Below are 18,188 nucleotides of genomic sequence, written 5' to 3' on the forward strand. Positions count from 1 at the left end.
TCATATTGGATAAAATGAAAATTTTCTTCTTATACATTATACCAGTAAATGGTATAATATCAAAATTAAAAAAACACCTTCTAATTGAATATATTCGTTCTTAATTACCTTTAATTACCCCAAATCGCTAATTTTCCACCGTATTTATTTTTTATGGTATAATTAATATACAATTTTTTATATCTTCTTTTAAGTATTGATCACCTTCCAGGGGGTACCATTGAAAGGAGGAACAATAAATGGAGAGAAGAATGTTGGGTAAAACTCAAGAAGAACTCTCTATAATAGGTTTGGATTTGGAAAAGCTGCTGGTAAGCGAAGATAATTATGAAATTAAAAGGTTTTTAGAAAAGTTTATTCTAGGTGGTGTAAATTTTTTTGAAATTTCTCTTAAATTTGAACCCAAAGATGAAGCGACCATTTTTCCAATAAATCTGTATAGGGATAAACTTTTTATTGCGGGTAGATCTTACGCTAAAAGCGGTGATGAGATACAACAGGACATAAAAGAACTATTAGCTAAATTCAATCTTCAATATTTAGATTTAATCCAAATTATTGGAAAAACTCAAGAGGATATTCATAGAATTCTAGGCCCTGAAGGCGCTTTAGAGGGGGTCTTTGCTGCTAAAAATTTGGGCTTAATAAAGTACATAGGTTTTTCAACAAACAAAGAAAGTATAGCCTTAAAACTTTTAGAAAGTTATGATTTTGATTCGATTACATTTCCCATAGATTGGATGAACTGGTACACAGGTTTTGGAAGAAAAGTAATTTCTAAAGCTAAGGAAAAAGGTACCGGTGTAATAAGTAAACAAACTCTTATAAAAAAGATAACGAAGGTAAATGAAGAAAAATGTATATCTGACCTTCTTTATATTCCTTCCGAAAGTTATGAAGAAGTTAAAACATCGATAAGATTTTCTCTTACTAAGCCCATAACCTCTATCATATGCCCTAGCCACATTAACCTTTTAGAATGGTTAATACAAGCAGCCGACGAATTTACACCCCTTGACATTCAAGAAGAAGAAAATTTGCGAAAAAGTTGTGAAGAACTATCAAAAGTGTTCAATCCTAAAAACATTTGAGGAGAAGTGGCATGTGTGTATCAATAATTGGTGGAATAAATATTGATTTTAAAGGATCTTCCCACCAAAAATTATCGTTCAAAACTTCAAACCCCGGTCGTATCTTTTATTCTTCTGGTGGTGTTGCTAGAAACGTTGCACACAATTTATGCAAATTAGAAGTGCCTGTTAATTTGTTTGGAGTAGTTGGGGACGATATATTTGGTGAAGTAATTTTAACGGAACTAAATAACTTAAAGATAAATACTAATTTTATCAAGAATTGTGATAATTGCCGTACTGGTGTTTACCTCGCTATTTTAGACGAAAAGAAAGATATGATGGTTTCTATATCAGACATGGATATTATTAAAGAGATAAATGTAAATTACATAGAAAAATATAAAGATACCTTACTCCACTCGAAACTAGTCTTTCTTGAAACGAATTTAGAAACACAAACGATAGAATACATACTTAAAGTTCTTGAAAACACGAACGTTTACACAGTTTTTAATGCGGTATCAAATCAAAAAGTAAAAAAATTAAAAAATATAACTGAAGAAATTGATTACCTGACTCTAAACTTCTCAGAATTGAAATCTTTAATTGAGCAAGAAAATTTGGATTTTTACGATGAGAAATCTATACAGACTATTTTTTCTGATAAATTCCCCAATATTTCTAACTTAATTGTAACAAATGGGGATATGGGGGTTCTATTTTTAACCAATCGATTTAAAAAAACAGAGTTTTTTTCTGTAGGTAAAGTTGAAGATTTCGAAATAATCGATGCCAATGGTGCTGGAGACGCTTTTACTGCGGGGCTTATCTATGGTATTTATGAAGATGCTGATATAGAAAAATGCATTGAATATGGAATAAAAGCTTCCCATATTACCCTAAAAAGCCCAAAAACAGTGGCAGATGATCTATCTACAAAAATTTTTGATTGACTAAAAGTCAAAAACAGAGTGAAGCCCTGTTTGCGTCACTGTGCAAACCATGTTTTTTTATGCAGCTTTGTGCAAAATGGTCTTTTTCTTAATGCTTTTGAATAACTTTCCTAATCTCATTTGCTTTGCATTTTGCTGCTTTATGCAAAACGCTTTTTAATAATGCTTTAGAAGTAACATCCTCATTCTCATTTGCGAAGCTTTTGCCGGTTTGTGCAAAATGGATCTTTATAATGCTTTAGAAACAATTTCCATATTCTCATTTGCGAAGCAAATGCCTTTGGGGAGTTTGAGGGGTTTACCCCTCAATGTCCGGGTTTGCCCCCTTAACGCTCGGTCGAAAGGGGGCGAAAGAAAGTCTATAAAACAATAAAAAAAATAACTTTGGAGGAAAATAAAATGAATATAACCCCATACTTAGAGATTAAAGAAGAAGTCTACCAAGCTTTGAAAGAAAATAGACCTATAGTTGCTTTAGAATCAACTATCATTTCACATGGAATGCCTTACCCACAAAATGTAGAAGTAGCTAAAAATGTAGAAGATATAATAAGAAAAAAGGGAGCAGTTCCAGCAACTATAGCGATTATAAAAGGTAAAATGAAAGTAGGATTATCAAAAGAAGAATTAGAATTTATGGCCACCTCCAAAAACATATTGAAAGCAAGCAGGATGGATCTCCCTGTGGTCCTTGCAAAAGGTTTTAACGCCGCTACAACGGTCGCAGCAACTATGATAATAGCTGAACTTGTTGGAATTAAAGTCTTTGTAACAGGGGGAATAGGGGGTGTACATAGAAACGCTCAAGAAACGTTCGATATCTCCGCAGACCTGCAAGAACTTGCGAAAACAAACGTGGCGGTGATATCTGCCGGACCTAAAGCTATATTAGATCTTCAATTAACTAAAGAATACCTCGAAACTTTTGGCGTACCAGTGATCGGATATCAAACGGACGAGCTTCCATGTTTTTTTTCAAGGGAAAGTGGGATAAATGTAGCTTATAGAGTAGAAACTCCTAAAGAAATCGCATCAATAATGAAGACAAAGTGGGACTTGGGCCTACAAGGGGGCATTTTTATTGCAAATCCTATTCCTAAAGAGTATTCACTGAATTTTGAGGAAATAGATAAAACAATAGACAACGCAATAGAAGAGGCTAAAAAACAAAAAATAAAAGGTAAGGAATTAACCCCCTTTCTCCTTTCAAAAATAAACGAATTAACAAAGGGGGATAGTTTAAAAGCAAATATTGAATTAGTCTACAACAATGCCAAACTTGGTGCAGAAATAGCAAAGGAGTTTAACATCCTATCTTAGGGGAAAGGAATGATGTATTTGAAAGAGAAACCTATTAAAAGAGTAGCTGCAATTCATGATCTTTCAGGTTTTGGGAAAGCTTCTTTAACCGTGGTAATCCCTATATTATCTTCTATGGAGATTCAAGTCTGTCCAATCCCCACTGCCATACTATCAACCCATACAGGAGGATTTAAGGAATACACTTTTTTGGATTTAACAGACAACATGAAAGACATCATAGAGCATTGGAAAAAAATCGACTTAAGTTTTGATGCAATTTATAGTGGTTTTTTAGGGTCAGAAAAACAGATAGATATTGTGTTAGAGTTTATACAATATTTTTCACAAAAAAATGAAACCCTAGTAGTTGTTGATCCAGTAATGGGAGATGATGGGAAACTTTACGCTACCATTACAGAAGACTTGGTCAAAGATATGAAAAAACTAATTTCCAAGTCCCATGTAATAACACCAAATTTAACGGAAGCCTGTTTTCTCTTGGATGAAAAGTACGACCAAGATATTAGTGAAGAGATGTTGAAAAGCTGGGTAAAACGTTTGTCAGACATGGGACCAGAAGTCGTTATTATAACAAGTGTTCCTGATGAATCTAAATCAAAAATAGGGGTATTAGCTTATGAAAGGACAAATAATAGGTTTTGGAAAATCACCAATAACTACATAAAAGCTTTATACCCTGGTACAGGGGACGCTTTTGCAAGCGTTATCGTTGGTAGTCTTTTAAACGGAGACAGTGTACCGATGGCAATAGACAGGGCTACTCAATTCGTGTCTGCGTGTTTAAAAGCTAGTTATGGTTATAAATATCCCCAAAGGGAAGGCATACTCTTAGAAAAAGTGCTTGATACTTTGAACGCCCCGACATTTTTACAAAGCTATGAGATTTTTTAGAAGAGTTTTTGTTGTATAATATTAGAAAGGAAAAGGTTGGTGTTTAAAAGTCATGAATTTATCGGTGTACTCAGAAATCGGAAAATTAGAAAAAATCCTTCTACATAGACCGGGAAAAGAGTTAGAAAATTTATCTCCTCATTATCTTTCTGATCTGTTATTTGACGATATTCCTTTTTTGTATAAAGCTCAAGAAGAACATGATTACTTTGCAAATGTTTTAAGAGACAATGGTGTAGAAGTTTTATATCTTACTGAATTGTTGACAGAAACGCTTAATGATATAGATTTAAAAGAAAAATTTGTCAAAGAGTTTTTACAATTCTCAGAAATATACAATAGCTTCATTTATGCTCTTTTAAAAGATTATTTGTTTTCCTTAGATACCAAAGAAATGGTGGATACTATAATATCAGGTATACGTTCTGATGAACTAGAAATAAACAGGAACATCTTCTCTTTGAGGGTTAGAAGAGCAGATATGGAATTGCCTTTTTTCCTTCCTCCCATGCCTAACCTATATTTTCAAAGGGATCCTGTGGCGATTTTGGGAAAAGGTGCCTGTGTGAACAGAATGAAAACTTCAGCAAGAAGAAGAGAAGTCATGCTTATGGAATATGTCATAAAATACAACAAAAAATTTGATGGTACCCCATTGTATTACGAGAAGGATTACCCTTATCCAATAGAGGGTGGGGATATCTTAGTGTTAAGCGAAAAAGTTTTAGCGATAGGAATTTCTCAAAGAACTTCACCAGAAGCCGTCGAAATACTTGCTAAAAAGTTCCTCAAAGAAAATAGCGACACCTTTGATAAGATAATCGCATTTATAATACCTGATAATAGGGCTTATATGCATTTAGATACCATATTCACAATGGTTGATTACGATAAATTTCTAGTACATGCAAATTTAAAAGAAGATATAGATACTTTCATTATTACTAAGTCTAAAGAGGGATTCGATTTTTATGAGGAAGAAGAAAGTTTGGAAAATATATTAAGAAAACATCTTAATTTAGATCATGTCGAAATTATTAAATGTGGAAACGCTGATATAATAGCATCACACAGGGAGCAGTGGAATGACGGCTCCAACAGTTTGGCAATAGAACCTGGAAAGGTTATTACCTACGACCGAAATTACATCACCAACAGAGAATTAGAAAAATCGGGGATAGAAGTTTTAACCATACCGTCCAGTGAATTATCTAGAGGAAGGGGAGGCCCTAGGTGCGCTAGTATGCCACTTATAAGGAGGAGATACTCTTGAGAAAAAAAGTTTTGATAATGGGAGCTGCAGGTAGAGATTTTCATAATTTCAACGTTTATTATCGAGATAATCCTGACTACGAAGTTGTTTGCTTCACAGCCACACAGATCCCTGACATCGAAGGAAGGCTTTACCCCAAAGAACTCGCTGGAGAGTTGTATCCCAATGGGATACCCATAGAATCAGAAACAAATCTAGTCAATCTTATCAAAGAAAACAACATCGACGAAGTTGTGTTATCCTACAGCGATTTACCCTTTTCGTATGTAATGGAAAAGGCTTCTTTAGTGCTTGCTAGTGGGGCAGATTTTACACTTCTGGGTCCAAACAATTCCATGGTGAAATCCAAAAAACCTATTATTTCGATTTGTGCCGTTAGGACCGGATCAGGGAAAAGTCAAACAACGAGGAGAGTTTTGGATATTCTAAAAAATAAAGGTTTAAAAGTAGTTTCAATCAGACATCCAATGCCTTATGGGAACCTAGTAAAGCAAAAAGTACAAAGGTTTGCCACTTACGAAGATCTAGATAGACACGAATGTACAATTGAAGAAAGAGAGGAGTATGAACCTCATATAGATAGGAACTCTGTCATCTATGCAGGTGTTGATTACGAAGAGATATTGAGACGGGCAGAAGAAGAAAATCCCGATGTTATATTATGGGATGGGGGCAACAACGATTTTTCATTTTATAAACCTGATTTATCTATTGTTGTAGTCGATCCACACAGAGCCGGTCATGAAGTATCCTACTTCCCTGGCATGACCAATTTAATTATGGCAGATGTTTTAGTTATCAATAAAGAAGAAACAGCAACATTGGAAGGTATTGAAAAAGTAAGAGCAAATATAGAAAAATGGAATCCAAACGCAACAGTGATCGATGCTGCATCTCCCTTATTCGTTAAAAATCCTTCTATTATAAGAGGGAAGAGATGCCTTGTTATTGAAGATGGCCCAACCTTAACTCACGGCGAAATGACTTATGGAGCCGGTTTTATAGCTGCCAAAAAATTTGGAGCCTCTGAAATAATCGATCCAAGGCCTTATGCAGTTGGTTCAATAGTAAATACTTATAAGAAATACACTCATCTTGATAAAATACTTCCCGCGATGGGTTATGGAAAAAAACAGATAAAAGAACTGGAAGAAAGTATCAATAAATCCGATGCTGAAGTTGTGATTATAGGTACACCAATTGATCTAACAAGAATTATGGACATAAAAAAACCAACAGTTAGGGTAACTTACGAGTTACAAGAAATCGGTAAACCGGATTTGGAAGAAGTTTTAAGTAATTTTATAGCCAACAAATGAAATGTGTGAGAGATGCTCATTTAGAGCATCTCTCGTTGATGTTTTTTAATTTCTAAATTATTTAAGGAATCCGCTGGTTGGAGGTGCGTTTTGTGGCAAATGTGTATGTGGTAGGAAAAAGAAAAAGAGGCAGAAGAATATGGCTTATTTTGATAATAATTATCGCTATATTAGCGGCTTTTTTAGGATTCATGTTATACAGATACAACCAATTCGTCAACAATCCTGTAGCCTCATCGAGCAAGCTAACCTATACGGTATCTTATGACGATGGGCTATATTTTATAAGGGTTCTTAACGATAACAGGAAGATAATGATAATCAAAGTTGAAGAGGGGACCACTTTCCCAGAGTCTTATATTACTTTATCTTCTGAAAGTTTAGATAAAGTTTCAAATGATTTTTTGGAGTTGTTTGATCTTAACTCTAATTTTACTTACTATTTCTACCTAAATGATGAACTTGCCAACGAGCTTATAAGTAAATTAGGTGGCAGCAATTTAAAAGGTATCGATGGATTTTTTGACGCTTTGAAGAATAGTGAGATAAGATTTTGGCAAGTCTTTAGTTTGAGAAAATACGTAGATATAGTAAAAGATTACAATAGGTCCACCAATTTGGACGAAGAAGGGATTTATGCTCTCATTGATGGCTTTTCAAGGTACTTTATAACCAATTACGATAAATTAACCGTTCCACTCCTATTAAATGAGCCCCTTCAAATTAATATAGCAAATCAAACAATTGAAAGAAAATACGCCGATGTAGAGGCTTTTGAAAGGATCAAAGAGCTCGTGGAGTGATTATTAGTTGAAAATAAATATTTTAAGAATTTTATCTTTCGTTTTTCTGATTTTTTTGACACTCAGTTTTATAATACCTTTAGTTAAGAATATTCAATTAGATCGATCTTCCATTGAACTTCCTTACTATTTTTTGGTTCTGGGAAAAGATGAAAATATTGAAAGTTCAACAAGAACCGATGTTATAATCTTAGGGGGGATCGATAAAGGGAATATAGTTTTTCTACCCATACCAAGGGATCTTTTGATCACTATCGATCAAAGAGAAAGGCGAATAAACTCTGTTTTCGAAATTTACGGCATCGAAGGACTTAAAAAAGAGGTTGAAAAATTAAGCGGTGTACAAATTTCGGATTACATAGTTTTTGATTATTCCATATTTAAAAGTATTGGTGATTTATTTGCTCCAATAGATATATACATAGAATCTGATATGAGTTACCAAGATTATCATCAAAATTTACATATAGATTTTAAAAAAGGATATAATAAGTTAAATGGTGAAGAATTATTGTATTATGTAAGGTATCGAGATACATCGGGAGATTTAGGAAGAATAGAGCGTCAAAAAAATGCTGTAATGGCTTTATTGAATGAGGTCCAATCCGCTAGTATAAATAAACTCATTGAAGCGATTGATATAGGTTTATCTAACACCATTAATTCTTTTGAAATCAAAGATCTACTTTTTCTGTATAACCAGGTGAAAGATGCTCAGATGGAATTCATCTCGTTCCCCTATTTAATCAAAGATAGCTATGTGGTCGTTGACGAAACTAAAATACCCCAAATTCAATACAAGTTGAAAACTTTTAAAACATATTCTAATCAAAACAATGATAAATCAAAAATAATCATCACCAAAAACTTTTCCAGCAAGTTGTATAATTTCTATACCTATGTTTTTGACGTATGGAAAAAACCAGGCTATCAGATCAAGGTTTTGGACGAAACCTTTGATGGTTTAAGTGATCAGTATTCCTATGTGCTTTTTAGGAACGTTGAAGAACAAAGAAAAGAAAAGATAAAAACAGATTTGAAAGAAACATTCGGAACAAACTTCATCGAAATAGAAGACAAGTACAAATATTTTCAGTTGATAAACTTTATTTCAGAAAATTTGCTCGATCCAACGGTTTATGATGCAGTGGTGGTTCTTAATGAAAGGTGGTAAAAGAAATAGTCCAACCTTACTTTTAGCTATTTCTTTTTTCACAAGGTCGAAAAACAACTTTAAATTCTCTCTCATCGCTATGATAATAGGGGTATGGGGTATAATAGTAGTTACTTCAATAATAAATGGTTTCGATAGCTTGTTAATAGATTCAATAACTAATTTTTATCCTCATCTTGTTGTTAAAGGAAATTACACTCAAAACTCTTCAGAAATAGACAAAATTGTAAATTTCAACATCACCTCTGTAGCACTTATAAATCGATCTAAAATTGCTTTTTCTCAACTTATGGAATTGGATGATCTATCATTCTATGAAGGGTTTGTAAATGAGAAAACTAGTACAGATGGACTTATAATGGGAAACAAATTAGCAGATAATCTCAATGTTGATATTGGCGATACCATAATAACTGTGAGAACAAAAGGACTATTACCGATTTTCCAAGAAAGCACCATTACGGGAATATTTGAATCTGGTGTAAGCTCATACGATTCAACTTTTATTTTGTCTCAAGATTCGAATCCAAAAGAGTACACCGGTATTTTTTTGAATAATCCAAAAAAAGCTAAAAAATTTAAAGAAAAATATCTTTACGATTACTCAGCCCTTACTTGGGAAGAATCTAACGAAACTTTGGCTAAGGCTGTCCAGGTTGACAGTGTGTTAGCCTTTATGATAACTTTTTTCATTCTTTTGATTTCTGGCTTCAGTATATCAAACTCTGTTTCTTTCTCTGTCTTTACTAGAAAGAAAGAGATAGCTATTTTAAGGGCTCTTGGTTTTCAAAGAACACAAGTATCTACCGTTTTTATATTAGAAACTTTTTTAATGTCTCTATTAGGATTTGTTATTGGAGTTATTGTTGGTATTTTAACATGCTGGTTTCTAATTATTTTAAAGATTCCTTTACCTGAAGGACTCTTTTATGTAGAATATTTACCCATTAAGATAACCGCTAACTCTTTTTTAATAGCTTTTTTAATAAACAGCTTTGTATCCATTTTTTTTAGTTATATTGCATCAAGGCGCGCATCGGGTCTCAATATCGTAGAATCTTTAAAAGAGGAATAGAGGGGGCATCTTAATTTGGTGGAAAAAGCATTTGTTATGATAAAACCTAACGCCGTTAAAAGGGGACTAATTGGTGAAATAATCAAAAGATATGAACAAAAAGGCCTAAAAGTTGCCGCTATGAAAATGATAAAGATGAAAAAATCTCAAGCTGAAGAACTCTACAAAGTACACCAAGGTAAGGAATTTTATCAACCATTGATAGAATTCATATTATCCGGACCCGTGGTTATTATGATTTTAGAAGGTCCAAGGGCAATTGAAGTTGTTAGAAGTATAAATGGTGAAACGGATCCACTAAAAGCCCAAGCAGGAAGCATACGTGGCGAATTTGGAATAAGTGTCAGAAAAAATATTGTACATGCTTCAGATTCGATCCAAAGCGCAGAACAAGAATGGGGAATTTTTTTTGAAGAAAATGAAATTTTTGAATATCTTTGTGGCTTTGAAAATGAGTTGTAATAAAAAAAGAGGTGAAATTCATGAGGGTTGCAGGTCTTATACTTTCAGGTTCCACTAAAGATAATTTAGATAAGTTAACATTAAAAAGGACTAGCGCAGCCGTTCCTGTTTTCGGTAAGTACAGAGCGATAGATTTTACGTTAAGCAACATGGTGAATTCCGGTATCACAAACGTAGGAGTCTTCACTCAATACAATCCCAGGTCTTTAATGGACCATTTAGGAAGCGGGAAAGAATGGAACTTGGATAGAAAAAGAGGGGGACTATTCATACTTCAGCCATTTATAAGCCCTCAAAGTCATAAAATGTACTACGAAGGAACAGCGGACGCATTATTCCAAAATTTAACTTATTTGAGAAGATCCTACGAAGATTTTGTTTTAATCGGCTCTGGAGATCATATATACAATATGGATTTTAGATCTCTTTTCAAATATCACGTAAAAAACGGTGCAGATGTTACTCTGCTAACAAAAACCGCAGAAGAGGGAACAAATTTTAGCCAATATGGACAAGTCATTACAGATGAAAATAATAGGATCACACAAATATACGAAAAGGACTCCAAATATCGCTCAAGTAAGATTTTTTTGGGTGTTTACTTTATAAACAAAGCATTTTTGTTGGAAATGCTATATGCCAACGTACCAAATGGTAAATTCGATCTATTAAAAGATATTATCATACCCAATTTATCCAGAATGAGAGTTTTTTCTTACGAGTTTGACGGTTACTGGAAAAATATAAAAAAATCTGTGGAAGATTATTATAATATTAATATGGATATTCTAAAAGAAGAGGTGAGAAACGAATTATTTTATCTCCCAGAAAGGAAAATATACACCAAGCTCAAAGATTCAGCTCCACCGAAGATAAACGTTAACGCCGAGGTCTCCAATTCATTTATATCTGACGGTTGTATAATAAATGGAATTGTTAGAAATTCTGTGCTATCGAGGGATGTGTACATTGGTGCGGGTTCTGTAATAGAGGACTGTATAATATTACAAGGAAGTTATTTAGAGGAAGGAAGTATAATTAGAAAGACCATAATTGATAAAAACGTAAGGATAAGATCAGGGAAAAAGTTGGAAGGTATAGGTAACGAGATCAACGTTATAGAAAAAGGGGCTGTTCTATAAAGGAGGCATTGAAATGCGTGTTTTAGCTATCATTTTAGCTGGAGGTCAAGGAACAAGACTTGGAGTAATTACAAACAATTTAGCAAAGCCAGCAGTACCCTTCGGTGGGAAATATCGAATGATTGATTTCACTTTAAGTAATTGCGTTAATTCAAATATAAATACAGTAGGTGTTGTCACTCAATATATGCCACATCGGTTGGTAGAACATTTGGGTATAGGTAAACCGTGGGACCTGGATATAAAAGGTGGAGGTTTGCATATTTTGCCTCCTTATTTAAGTAGATCAGGAACTTCTTGGTATCAAGGAACAGCTGATGCGGTTTATCAAAACATCGAATTTATAGAAAGGTATAAACCTGATTTTGTGTTACTTTTGTCAGGGGATCATGTATATAAAATGGATTACAACGATATAATAGATTATCATATAGAAAAAGATGCCGATGGTACAATAGCATGTATGGAAGTACCAGTAAGCGAGGCACATAGATTTGGTATAATGGTCACCGATCCTTTCAATAGAATAATCGAATTCCAAGAAAAACCAAAAGAACCAAAAGGGACCTTGGCTTCATTAGGAATATACGTATTTAAATGGAATTTTCTAAAAGATGCTCTCATAAGAGATGCCAAAGATAACACTTCTGAACACGATTTTGGGAAAAATATAATTCCTAAATCGCTAAAAGAAAATCATATGCTTTATGCCTTCAACTTTGAAGGTTATTGGAGAGACGTTGGAACTATAGAATCTTATATGGACTGTAATTTGGAGATAATTTCATCCCTGCCACCTTTAGATCTTCACGATGAAAGTTGGAAGATATACACTCAATCTGAAGAGTTACCACCGGCTTTCATTGCAAAAGGAGCCAGTGTTGTAAAAAGCTTTGTTAGTGAAGGCTCAGAAATATACGGAACGGTTGAAAATTCTGTGATCTTTCAAGGTGTAACCATTTCAAAGGGAACTTATGTAAAAGATTCCATAATAATGAATAATGTATTTATCGGTAAAAATTCCTATATAGAAAAAACGGTTATTGCTGAAAATACTGTTATAGGTGATTCGGTTGAGATAGGAAAAGGCAAATTCGCGGAATCAAAAATCGATAAAAAGATCTATAATTCAGATATAACTGTAATAGGTTTCAATTCAAAGATAAAAGACCAAATGATAATAGGAAAAAATTGCGTCATAGACAACGAGGTAGACTTAAAAGATTACGATGTGGAAGAAATAAAAAGTGGGGAAGGAATATTGAAGTGAACAAAAGACTTTTTAGAAAAAAATACATTAAAAAGGGGATAAAATATGGACTTTTATGCATTAAAATTTTTAGCAACTTCAAATTTAACCGGTGAAACATATGTGGGATATATGTTTGGGAAAAAGGCTCAAACCCCTTATTTTAATGTACTTTTGTTGACTAGGGCTCAACTTAGAGAAGTCGACCTTCCGGATATTACAAAAGATTATCTTGATTTCAAATCAGACATCGATATGTTGTATTATCAATTGTCTAAGGAAAAAAATAATAATCTTCTAACTCAGTTCAAAGCTTACTTCTACAGCAAGCTTAAAAAAATGAGATTTGAGATCACAGGAACAAAAATCTTCATGGCTATAGAAGATGAAGACGTCTATGTATTAAAATCAATTTTGAGCGATATTTTAAGTGAATGGTCCGGAGATACAAAGATCAAATTGGTTGCACAGAAATTTGATTATAAAGATCTAACCTGGATATCAGCCGTAAAAGAAAAAGGAGAAGAAGGTTTAAAAGAATACTTAAACAGAGAGGACGTTAAAGATGCAACGGAAATCTATCCAATAATAGACCCCATAGAAGGTTATTCCGTTTCTAAATTGGATATAGGTGAACCTATAATTGTTTTACCAATAGAAAATAAGGACGAAAGCGAAAAAAAAATTGGACAAGTAGTCGAGGGAAAAATCATATCTAAAGAGTTGATCCCTTCAAGCAACTATATATTTTTAAAAGTAGATTTAGGTAATGGGGCTTTGGGTAAATCGGTAGTTCACAGAGAGTTAAAGGTTTCAGTAGACCAAAATCGGCTTCAAATTTTAAGAAAATCTCAAGAAAAAAAAGAGAATGAAACTGAAACAAAAATTATCGGAGATCTTTATAACCAAATGAAAAATGATAAAAGTGTGCCTCCTGATAAAAAAATAGGTTCATTAGATATACTAATAATAAGTGGTTTCTCAATAATAGGGATACTTTTGATAATCTTAATTGTTATACTACTGGGACGGTTCTAATTTGAAAGTTGTGTTGACTTTTGTCATTATGATTCCAACGTTGATCTTTTCTGTACTTTCATATCAATATACCTATCAGATTCTTGAATACAGAAATTTGAAGGAAAAAGAAATCACAGAAGCTTTTGAATTAATGAACAAAGTGGAAGAAATCTTTGCGTTAACGCCTCAAGAGTTTTTTAATGGTTATGAAATTAAACATTCCATATCGACAACAACGAAAGAAGCAACTATTCATGTATTTGAATATGAGGGATATGACTTTGTATACATTGAAAACACCGAATGATAACAAATATATCGAAATAATGAAGGAATGGAGGAATACTTAATTTGCGTTTATCGTATGCAACAGCTGTAGAACTCGGTTTAAAAAAAGGAAAAATTAACTTTTCAAACTACACAGCTTATCTCATGATCGGGGAAAAGTGCCTTTTCAACTGTTCTTATTGTGCACAAGCCAGAGACGCTCAAAGTAAAGCAGAGCTATTATCAAGAATCAAATGGCCCGAAATATCTCTAGAAACTTTTAAAAGTATCTTCATCCCAGCAAAATTTAAACGTATTTGCATCCAAGTTGTTTCTTCTTTAGATTATTGGACTGACTTAAACGAATTATTATCTTTCTTGAAAGAAAAAGAAATACCTATATCTGTTTCTATAAGGCCAAGAAATATTGAAGAAGTTAGAACCTTGTTTGAAAAGTACAACGTTGATAGGGTTGGAATAGCCATAGATGTAGCAAACAAGGAACTTTTCTCAAAAATTAGAGGTGGTAAATACGAATTCTACGAAAAAATACTCAAAAATGCTTCAAATGAGTTCCCTAATAGAATTACAACACACATAATCGTGGGATTAGGAGAAACTGACAAAAACATTATAGACTTTTTATTAAAAATGAAAAAGTTTAAGATATTGGTAAGTCTTTTTTCTTTTACCCCCATAAAGGGTACAAAATTTGAAGGCCTTTTACCTCCTTCTTTATCTAGGTACAGAAAAATCCAGATTGCTAGAGAAATCATCCTACAATACGATGTAGAAAAAACTGATTTTCTTTTCGATTCAAAGGGTAACCTTCAAAAGTTGCCTGAAGTTGAGGTAGATATTGAAGAAGCTAAAAAAACCTCAGGATGTCCGTGGTGTACACGTCCTTTTTACAATGAAAAGCCAACAGAAGAACCATATAACGTCCCTATACCCCGAAACATCAATCTCTAAAGTTTCTCTTTTGCAATTTGTCCCCTTGCCTCAACTATTTTTTCAACCTCATCGGTAATTACACCATCGTACAAACCTTTGAATGTGTGTAAATCCTTGGGATCATTCACCGTCCATAAAAATATCGTAAAACCTTTTTCTTTCCATTTATGCAAGAGCTCTTTAGAAAGTTCTATATTTTCTTTTAAAGCATTTATCCAAAGATTCAAAGAATAAAGATTTATCTCCTTATTCAATTCATCTACGTAATTTAAAGTATCATATTCAATCAGTAATCCAATCTTTGCACTTTTATCTAAACTTCTGACCTTTCTCAAAGCTTCAATTTTAAAAGAAGAAAACAGGGTTCGCTCAAGTGCATTCATTCTTTTAGTAATTTCGTAAGAAGGAAAAGCCGCTTCAACCTCTTTGATTTCCAAATTAAGAAGAGCTTGGTCATCTAAATTAGATATAACTTCTTCGACTGTTGGAATGGTCTGTCTATTTTTAAAACGTATTTGCTTTAACTCCTCGTAAGTTAATTCCTTCAACTTTCTGTTGTCAATGCTATCGTCATGAAGAACAACCAAGGTTCCATCTTTAGTTAATCTCGAATCATATTCAATCCCGTCGGCGCCATACTCTCTCGCTTTTTTAAAGGCTTCTATCGTATTTTCGACAAATTTTGCCCTGTAACCCCTATGCCCCAAAATCACAAATTCATTCATAATTTTTTAATCATCCTCCTAGGCAAGTAATGTGATAAAATAATTATATCATTAGAGCATTTCTTGTTCCAAGAAAGGGGAAAAATTATGAAGGCATGGGAAAACGAATTTAATAGAAGAAGAAACGCAAAACCAAAAAAAGATCACTTCGAAAAATGGGAAGATGTAGAAAAAATGAACGTTTTCCCAAAAGAGACATTAATAACCCTTTGGGAGAGTAAAGTTCCAGGTTCTAACGCTCCAGAATCTCTCATCGTTGGTGCAGTCCAATCCTTAGAAAACATGGGAAAAAACGTAAACCAAGCGGAGTTATTGCTAGATAAAGGCTTCGAAGCATTAGAAAATAAAGATTACTCTAAATTAAAGGCTATAACCTCAGAAATTTTCTTTTCCCTTTCTAAAGCCAATTCATTAGACAATAACGAATATGAAAAATATGATAGACCTTTGGACTGGAACGAACTCTCTATCTCTTTTCCTAAGCAAAAGTCTAACAATATTGACAATCTAAAAGACAAGATTCATGGTGGTTGGTTAGGTCAACTTGCAGGTGGATCTATGGGAACCAAAATTGAAGGATATACCCATGATGCGTTGGAAGAAACATATCCTGATCAATTGGGTACTTACATAGGTGAGGTTTCAACGATTAACGATGATGTAACCTATGAATTGATTTTTCTCAAAACTTACGAAGAGAAAGGGGAAAAGATCTCTTCAAAAGATTTAGCAACAAATTGGATATCGTACATACCTTTTGGATGGAGTGCTGAGTTGATAGCCCTTGAAAATATCAAAAGAGGAATATTTCCACCCAAGTCAGGATCTTTTAATAACCCATTTCAAGAATGGATAGGAGCACAGATGAGATGCATGGTTCATGGTTTATTGCGACCTGGCGATCCATACAATGCAGCCAAGTTAGCTTTCATAGATTCACAAGTATCCCATAATGGTAATGGTATATACGGCGGCATACATAGTGCAGTCATGACATCTTTGGCTTTTTCTGAAAAAGATCCAAGAAAAATCATTGAAAAATCATTGGATTATATCCCCAAAAATACTGAATTTAAAAAAGTCGTAGATAATGTAGTAAAATATTGTAAAGCAAATCATGATTGGATCAACGTCCTTAGAAAAACAGAGGAGGATTTTAAAAAGTATAATTGGGTTCATCTTTATCCCAATACCGCCTCGGTTTTAACTTCTCTGTGGTTTGGAGAAGGGGATTTTGATAAAACGATGAAAATCGTGTCTTCTTTCGGTTATGACGTTGATTGTAATGCCGGGGAGGCAGGTACGATATTGGGTATAATATATGGTGCAAATGATTTTCCTTCTTATTGGTCAGACCCTTTGAAAGACACGTTGGAAACCTATTTACCAGATTTCTCAAAGATAAAAATATCTACATTGGCAGAATGGACATTTCAATTAAGTGCCCAAAAAGGGTACAAATAAATCGCAAGGGGAGGTGTAAAATATGAAAAGATTCACATTTTTTATGTTCATTGTTATTCTCTTTTCTTTCACAGTTTTTGCAGTGCCACAAAAGGTTGCTTACGTAATAAACGGTTCCCTTGGGGATCAATCCTTTTATGATTCCGGTTACGCTGGCATCAAACAACTGGAAAATGATTATGGGGTTCAAACAAGGGTAATTGAATGCAACTTTGATCCTTCGCTCTATTATCCAAGTTTACTCACAGCTGCGAGGTGGGCAGATGTTGTATTCGTAATCTCTTATGGCTTTGAAGAAGAATTAAAAACCATAGCAACACAATTCCCAAATAAGATTTTCGTAAATATTGACACCATAGTTGAAGATGACCAGGGTATAATATCAAACGTCGATTACATCGAAGAGGAAGGGGCTTTCATGGCTGGAGTTGTAGCAGGTATCGTTACATCAATGACAGAATTGGAAGGAATAAATCCCCAAAAACTAATAGGAGCAGTAGGTGGAGATGACGATATAGTAATAAGATCCTTTGTATATGGTTATGAACAAGGAGCACATTACATAGATCCTGAAATTGAAGTAAGAACGATATACGTGGGGAGTTGGGATGATCCTGCAAAAGGGAAACAAGCCGCTTTACAACTTTACTCTCAGGGTGTGGATGTAATATTTCAAATCGCGAGTTTAACAGGATCGGGAGTTTTACAAGCCGCCCAAGAAGTAGGGAAATATGCTATTGGCGTAGATTCAAATCAAAATGGTCTTGCCCCGGGTCACGTGATCACCAGCGATCTTAAAGAAGTTGGAAAATCTATTGAACTAGTTTTTAAAGACATAGTAGATGGAAGATATGAACCCGGTACGTTGTACAAACTCGGATTAAAATCCGGAGCGGTAGGATTGGCAATCGATGAGTACACATATAAGATTCTTCCTAAAGAAACTGTAGAAAAAATATTACAGATTCAGAAAGATGTTACGGATGGAAAAATTGTGGTCAAAGAGTATAGAGAATAATCA

At 33.8% G+C, this 18,188-nt stretch carries 18 protein-coding genes; 17 read left to right on the plus strand and 1 reads right to left on the minus strand.

Annotated features, from left to right (window positions below):
* The first annotated feature begins 239 nt into the window (after positions 1-239).
* The 15 genes from AA80_RS03985 (at position 240) to lipS2 (ending at position 14,996) form a co-directional block, all read left to right on the plus strand.
* A complete protein-coding gene (locus tag AA80_RS03985; protein WP_103876526.1) occupies positions 240-1,091 on the plus strand; it encodes an aldo-keto reductase family protein in 852 nt (283 codons plus the stop codon).
* Between the two features lie 11 nt (positions 1,092-1,102).
* A complete protein-coding gene (locus tag AA80_RS03990; RefSeq protein WP_103876527.1) occupies positions 1,103-2,026 on the plus strand; it encodes a carbohydrate kinase family protein in 924 nt (307 codons plus the stop codon).
* Positions 2,027-2,431: 405 nt separating this feature from the next.
* Complete coding sequence (locus AA80_RS03995) at positions 2,432-3,346, plus strand: pseudouridine-5'-phosphate glycosidase (RefSeq protein ID WP_103876666.1); 915 nt, start codon at positions 2,432-2,434, stop codon at positions 3,344-3,346.
* Positions 3,347-3,358: 12 nt separating this feature from the next.
* Positions 3,359-4,240, plus strand: a complete 882-nt coding sequence (locus AA80_RS04000) for a pyridoxamine kinase (protein WP_103876528.1) — start codon at positions 3,359-3,361, stop codon at positions 4,238-4,240.
* Positions 4,241-4,292: 52 nt separating this feature from the next.
* Positions 4,293-5,513: an arginine deiminase gene (locus tag AA80_RS04005; RefSeq protein ID WP_103876529.1), complete on the plus strand. Its 1,221-nt coding sequence runs from the start codon at positions 4,293-4,295 to the stop codon at positions 5,511-5,513.
* A gap of 17 nt (positions 5,514-5,530) precedes the next feature.
* Complete coding sequence (locus AA80_RS04010) at positions 5,531-6,832, plus strand: cyclic 2,3-diphosphoglycerate synthase (protein ID WP_103876667.1); 1,302 nt, start codon at positions 5,531-5,533, stop codon at positions 6,830-6,832.
* Between the two features lie 92 nt (positions 6,833-6,924).
* The gene (locus tag AA80_RS04015; protein WP_103876530.1) at positions 6,925-7,635 is read left to right on the plus strand and encodes a hypothetical protein; all 711 of its coding nucleotides are present in this window, start codon (positions 6,925-6,927) and stop codon (positions 7,633-7,635) included.
* A gap of 7 nt (positions 7,636-7,642) precedes the next feature.
* Positions 7,643-8,809, plus strand: coding sequence for an LCP family protein (locus tag AA80_RS04020; RefSeq protein WP_103876531.1), 1,167 nt, complete (start codon positions 7,643-7,645; stop codon positions 8,807-8,809).
* Positions 8,796-9,884 (plus strand): ABC transporter permease, encoded by a 1,089-nt coding sequence (locus AA80_RS04025; protein ID WP_158248378.1) that lies wholly within the window; start codon positions 8,796-8,798, stop codon positions 9,882-9,884. The genes AA80_RS04020 and AA80_RS04025 overlap by 14 nt, the downstream gene beginning before the upstream one ends.
* 18 nt (positions 9,885-9,902) lie before the next feature.
* The gene (ndk, locus tag AA80_RS04030) at positions 9,903-10,346 is read left to right on the plus strand and encodes a nucleoside-diphosphate kinase (protein ID WP_103876668.1); all 444 of its coding nucleotides are present in this window, start codon (positions 9,903-9,905) and stop codon (positions 10,344-10,346) included.
* Between the two features lie 20 nt (positions 10,347-10,366).
* On the plus strand, positions 10,367-11,488 hold the full coding sequence (gene glgD, locus AA80_RS04035; protein ID WP_103876533.1) for a glucose-1-phosphate adenylyltransferase subunit GlgD: 1,122 nt from the start codon (positions 10,367-10,369) through the stop codon (positions 11,486-11,488).
* Positions 11,489-11,501: 13 nt separating this feature from the next.
* Positions 11,502-12,758, plus strand: a complete 1,257-nt coding sequence (locus AA80_RS04040; protein ID WP_103876534.1) for a glucose-1-phosphate adenylyltransferase — start codon at positions 11,502-11,504, stop codon at positions 12,756-12,758.
* 45 nt (positions 12,759-12,803) lie between these two features.
* Entirely contained in the window at positions 12,804-13,775 is a 972-nt protein-coding gene (locus tag AA80_RS04045) for a DUF4899 domain-containing protein (RefSeq protein ID WP_103876535.1), read from the plus strand.
* 1 nt (position 13,776) lies between these two features.
* Positions 13,777-14,064, plus strand: coding sequence for a hypothetical protein (locus AA80_RS04050; RefSeq protein ID WP_103876536.1), 288 nt, complete (start codon positions 13,777-13,779; stop codon positions 14,062-14,064).
* Positions 14,065-14,108: 44 nt separating this feature from the next.
* Positions 14,109-14,996, plus strand: coding sequence for a LipS2 family lipoyl synthase (lipS2, locus tag AA80_RS04055; RefSeq protein ID WP_103876537.1), 888 nt, complete (start codon positions 14,109-14,111; stop codon positions 14,994-14,996).
* Here lipS2 and AA80_RS04060 read toward each other — a convergent pair.
* Complete coding sequence (locus AA80_RS04060; RefSeq protein ID WP_103876538.1) at positions 14,993-15,703, minus strand: glycerophosphodiester phosphodiesterase family protein; 711 nt, start codon at positions 15,701-15,703, stop codon at positions 14,993-14,995. The genes lipS2 and AA80_RS04060 overlap by 4 nt on opposite strands.
* Before the next feature lie 87 nt (positions 15,704-15,790).
* Between AA80_RS04060 and AA80_RS04065 the strand changes: the two genes are divergently transcribed.
* Both AA80_RS04065 and AA80_RS04070 read left to right on the plus strand, forming a co-directional pair.
* Positions 15,791-17,167, plus strand: coding sequence for an ADP-ribosylglycohydrolase family protein (locus AA80_RS04065; RefSeq protein WP_103876539.1), 1,377 nt, complete (start codon positions 15,791-15,793; stop codon positions 17,165-17,167).
* A gap of 22 nt (positions 17,168-17,189) precedes the next feature.
* The gene (locus tag AA80_RS04070) at positions 17,190-18,185 is read left to right on the plus strand and encodes a BMP family ABC transporter substrate-binding protein (protein WP_103876540.1); all 996 of its coding nucleotides are present in this window, start codon (positions 17,190-17,192) and stop codon (positions 18,183-18,185) included.
* Positions 18,186-18,188: the final 3 nt, after the last annotated feature.

This window comes from Petrotoga sibirica DSM 13575 (genome assembly GCF_002924625.1).
GTDB classification, from domain to species: domain Bacteria; phylum Thermotogota; class Thermotogae; order Petrotogales; family Petrotogaceae; genus Petrotoga; species Petrotoga sibirica.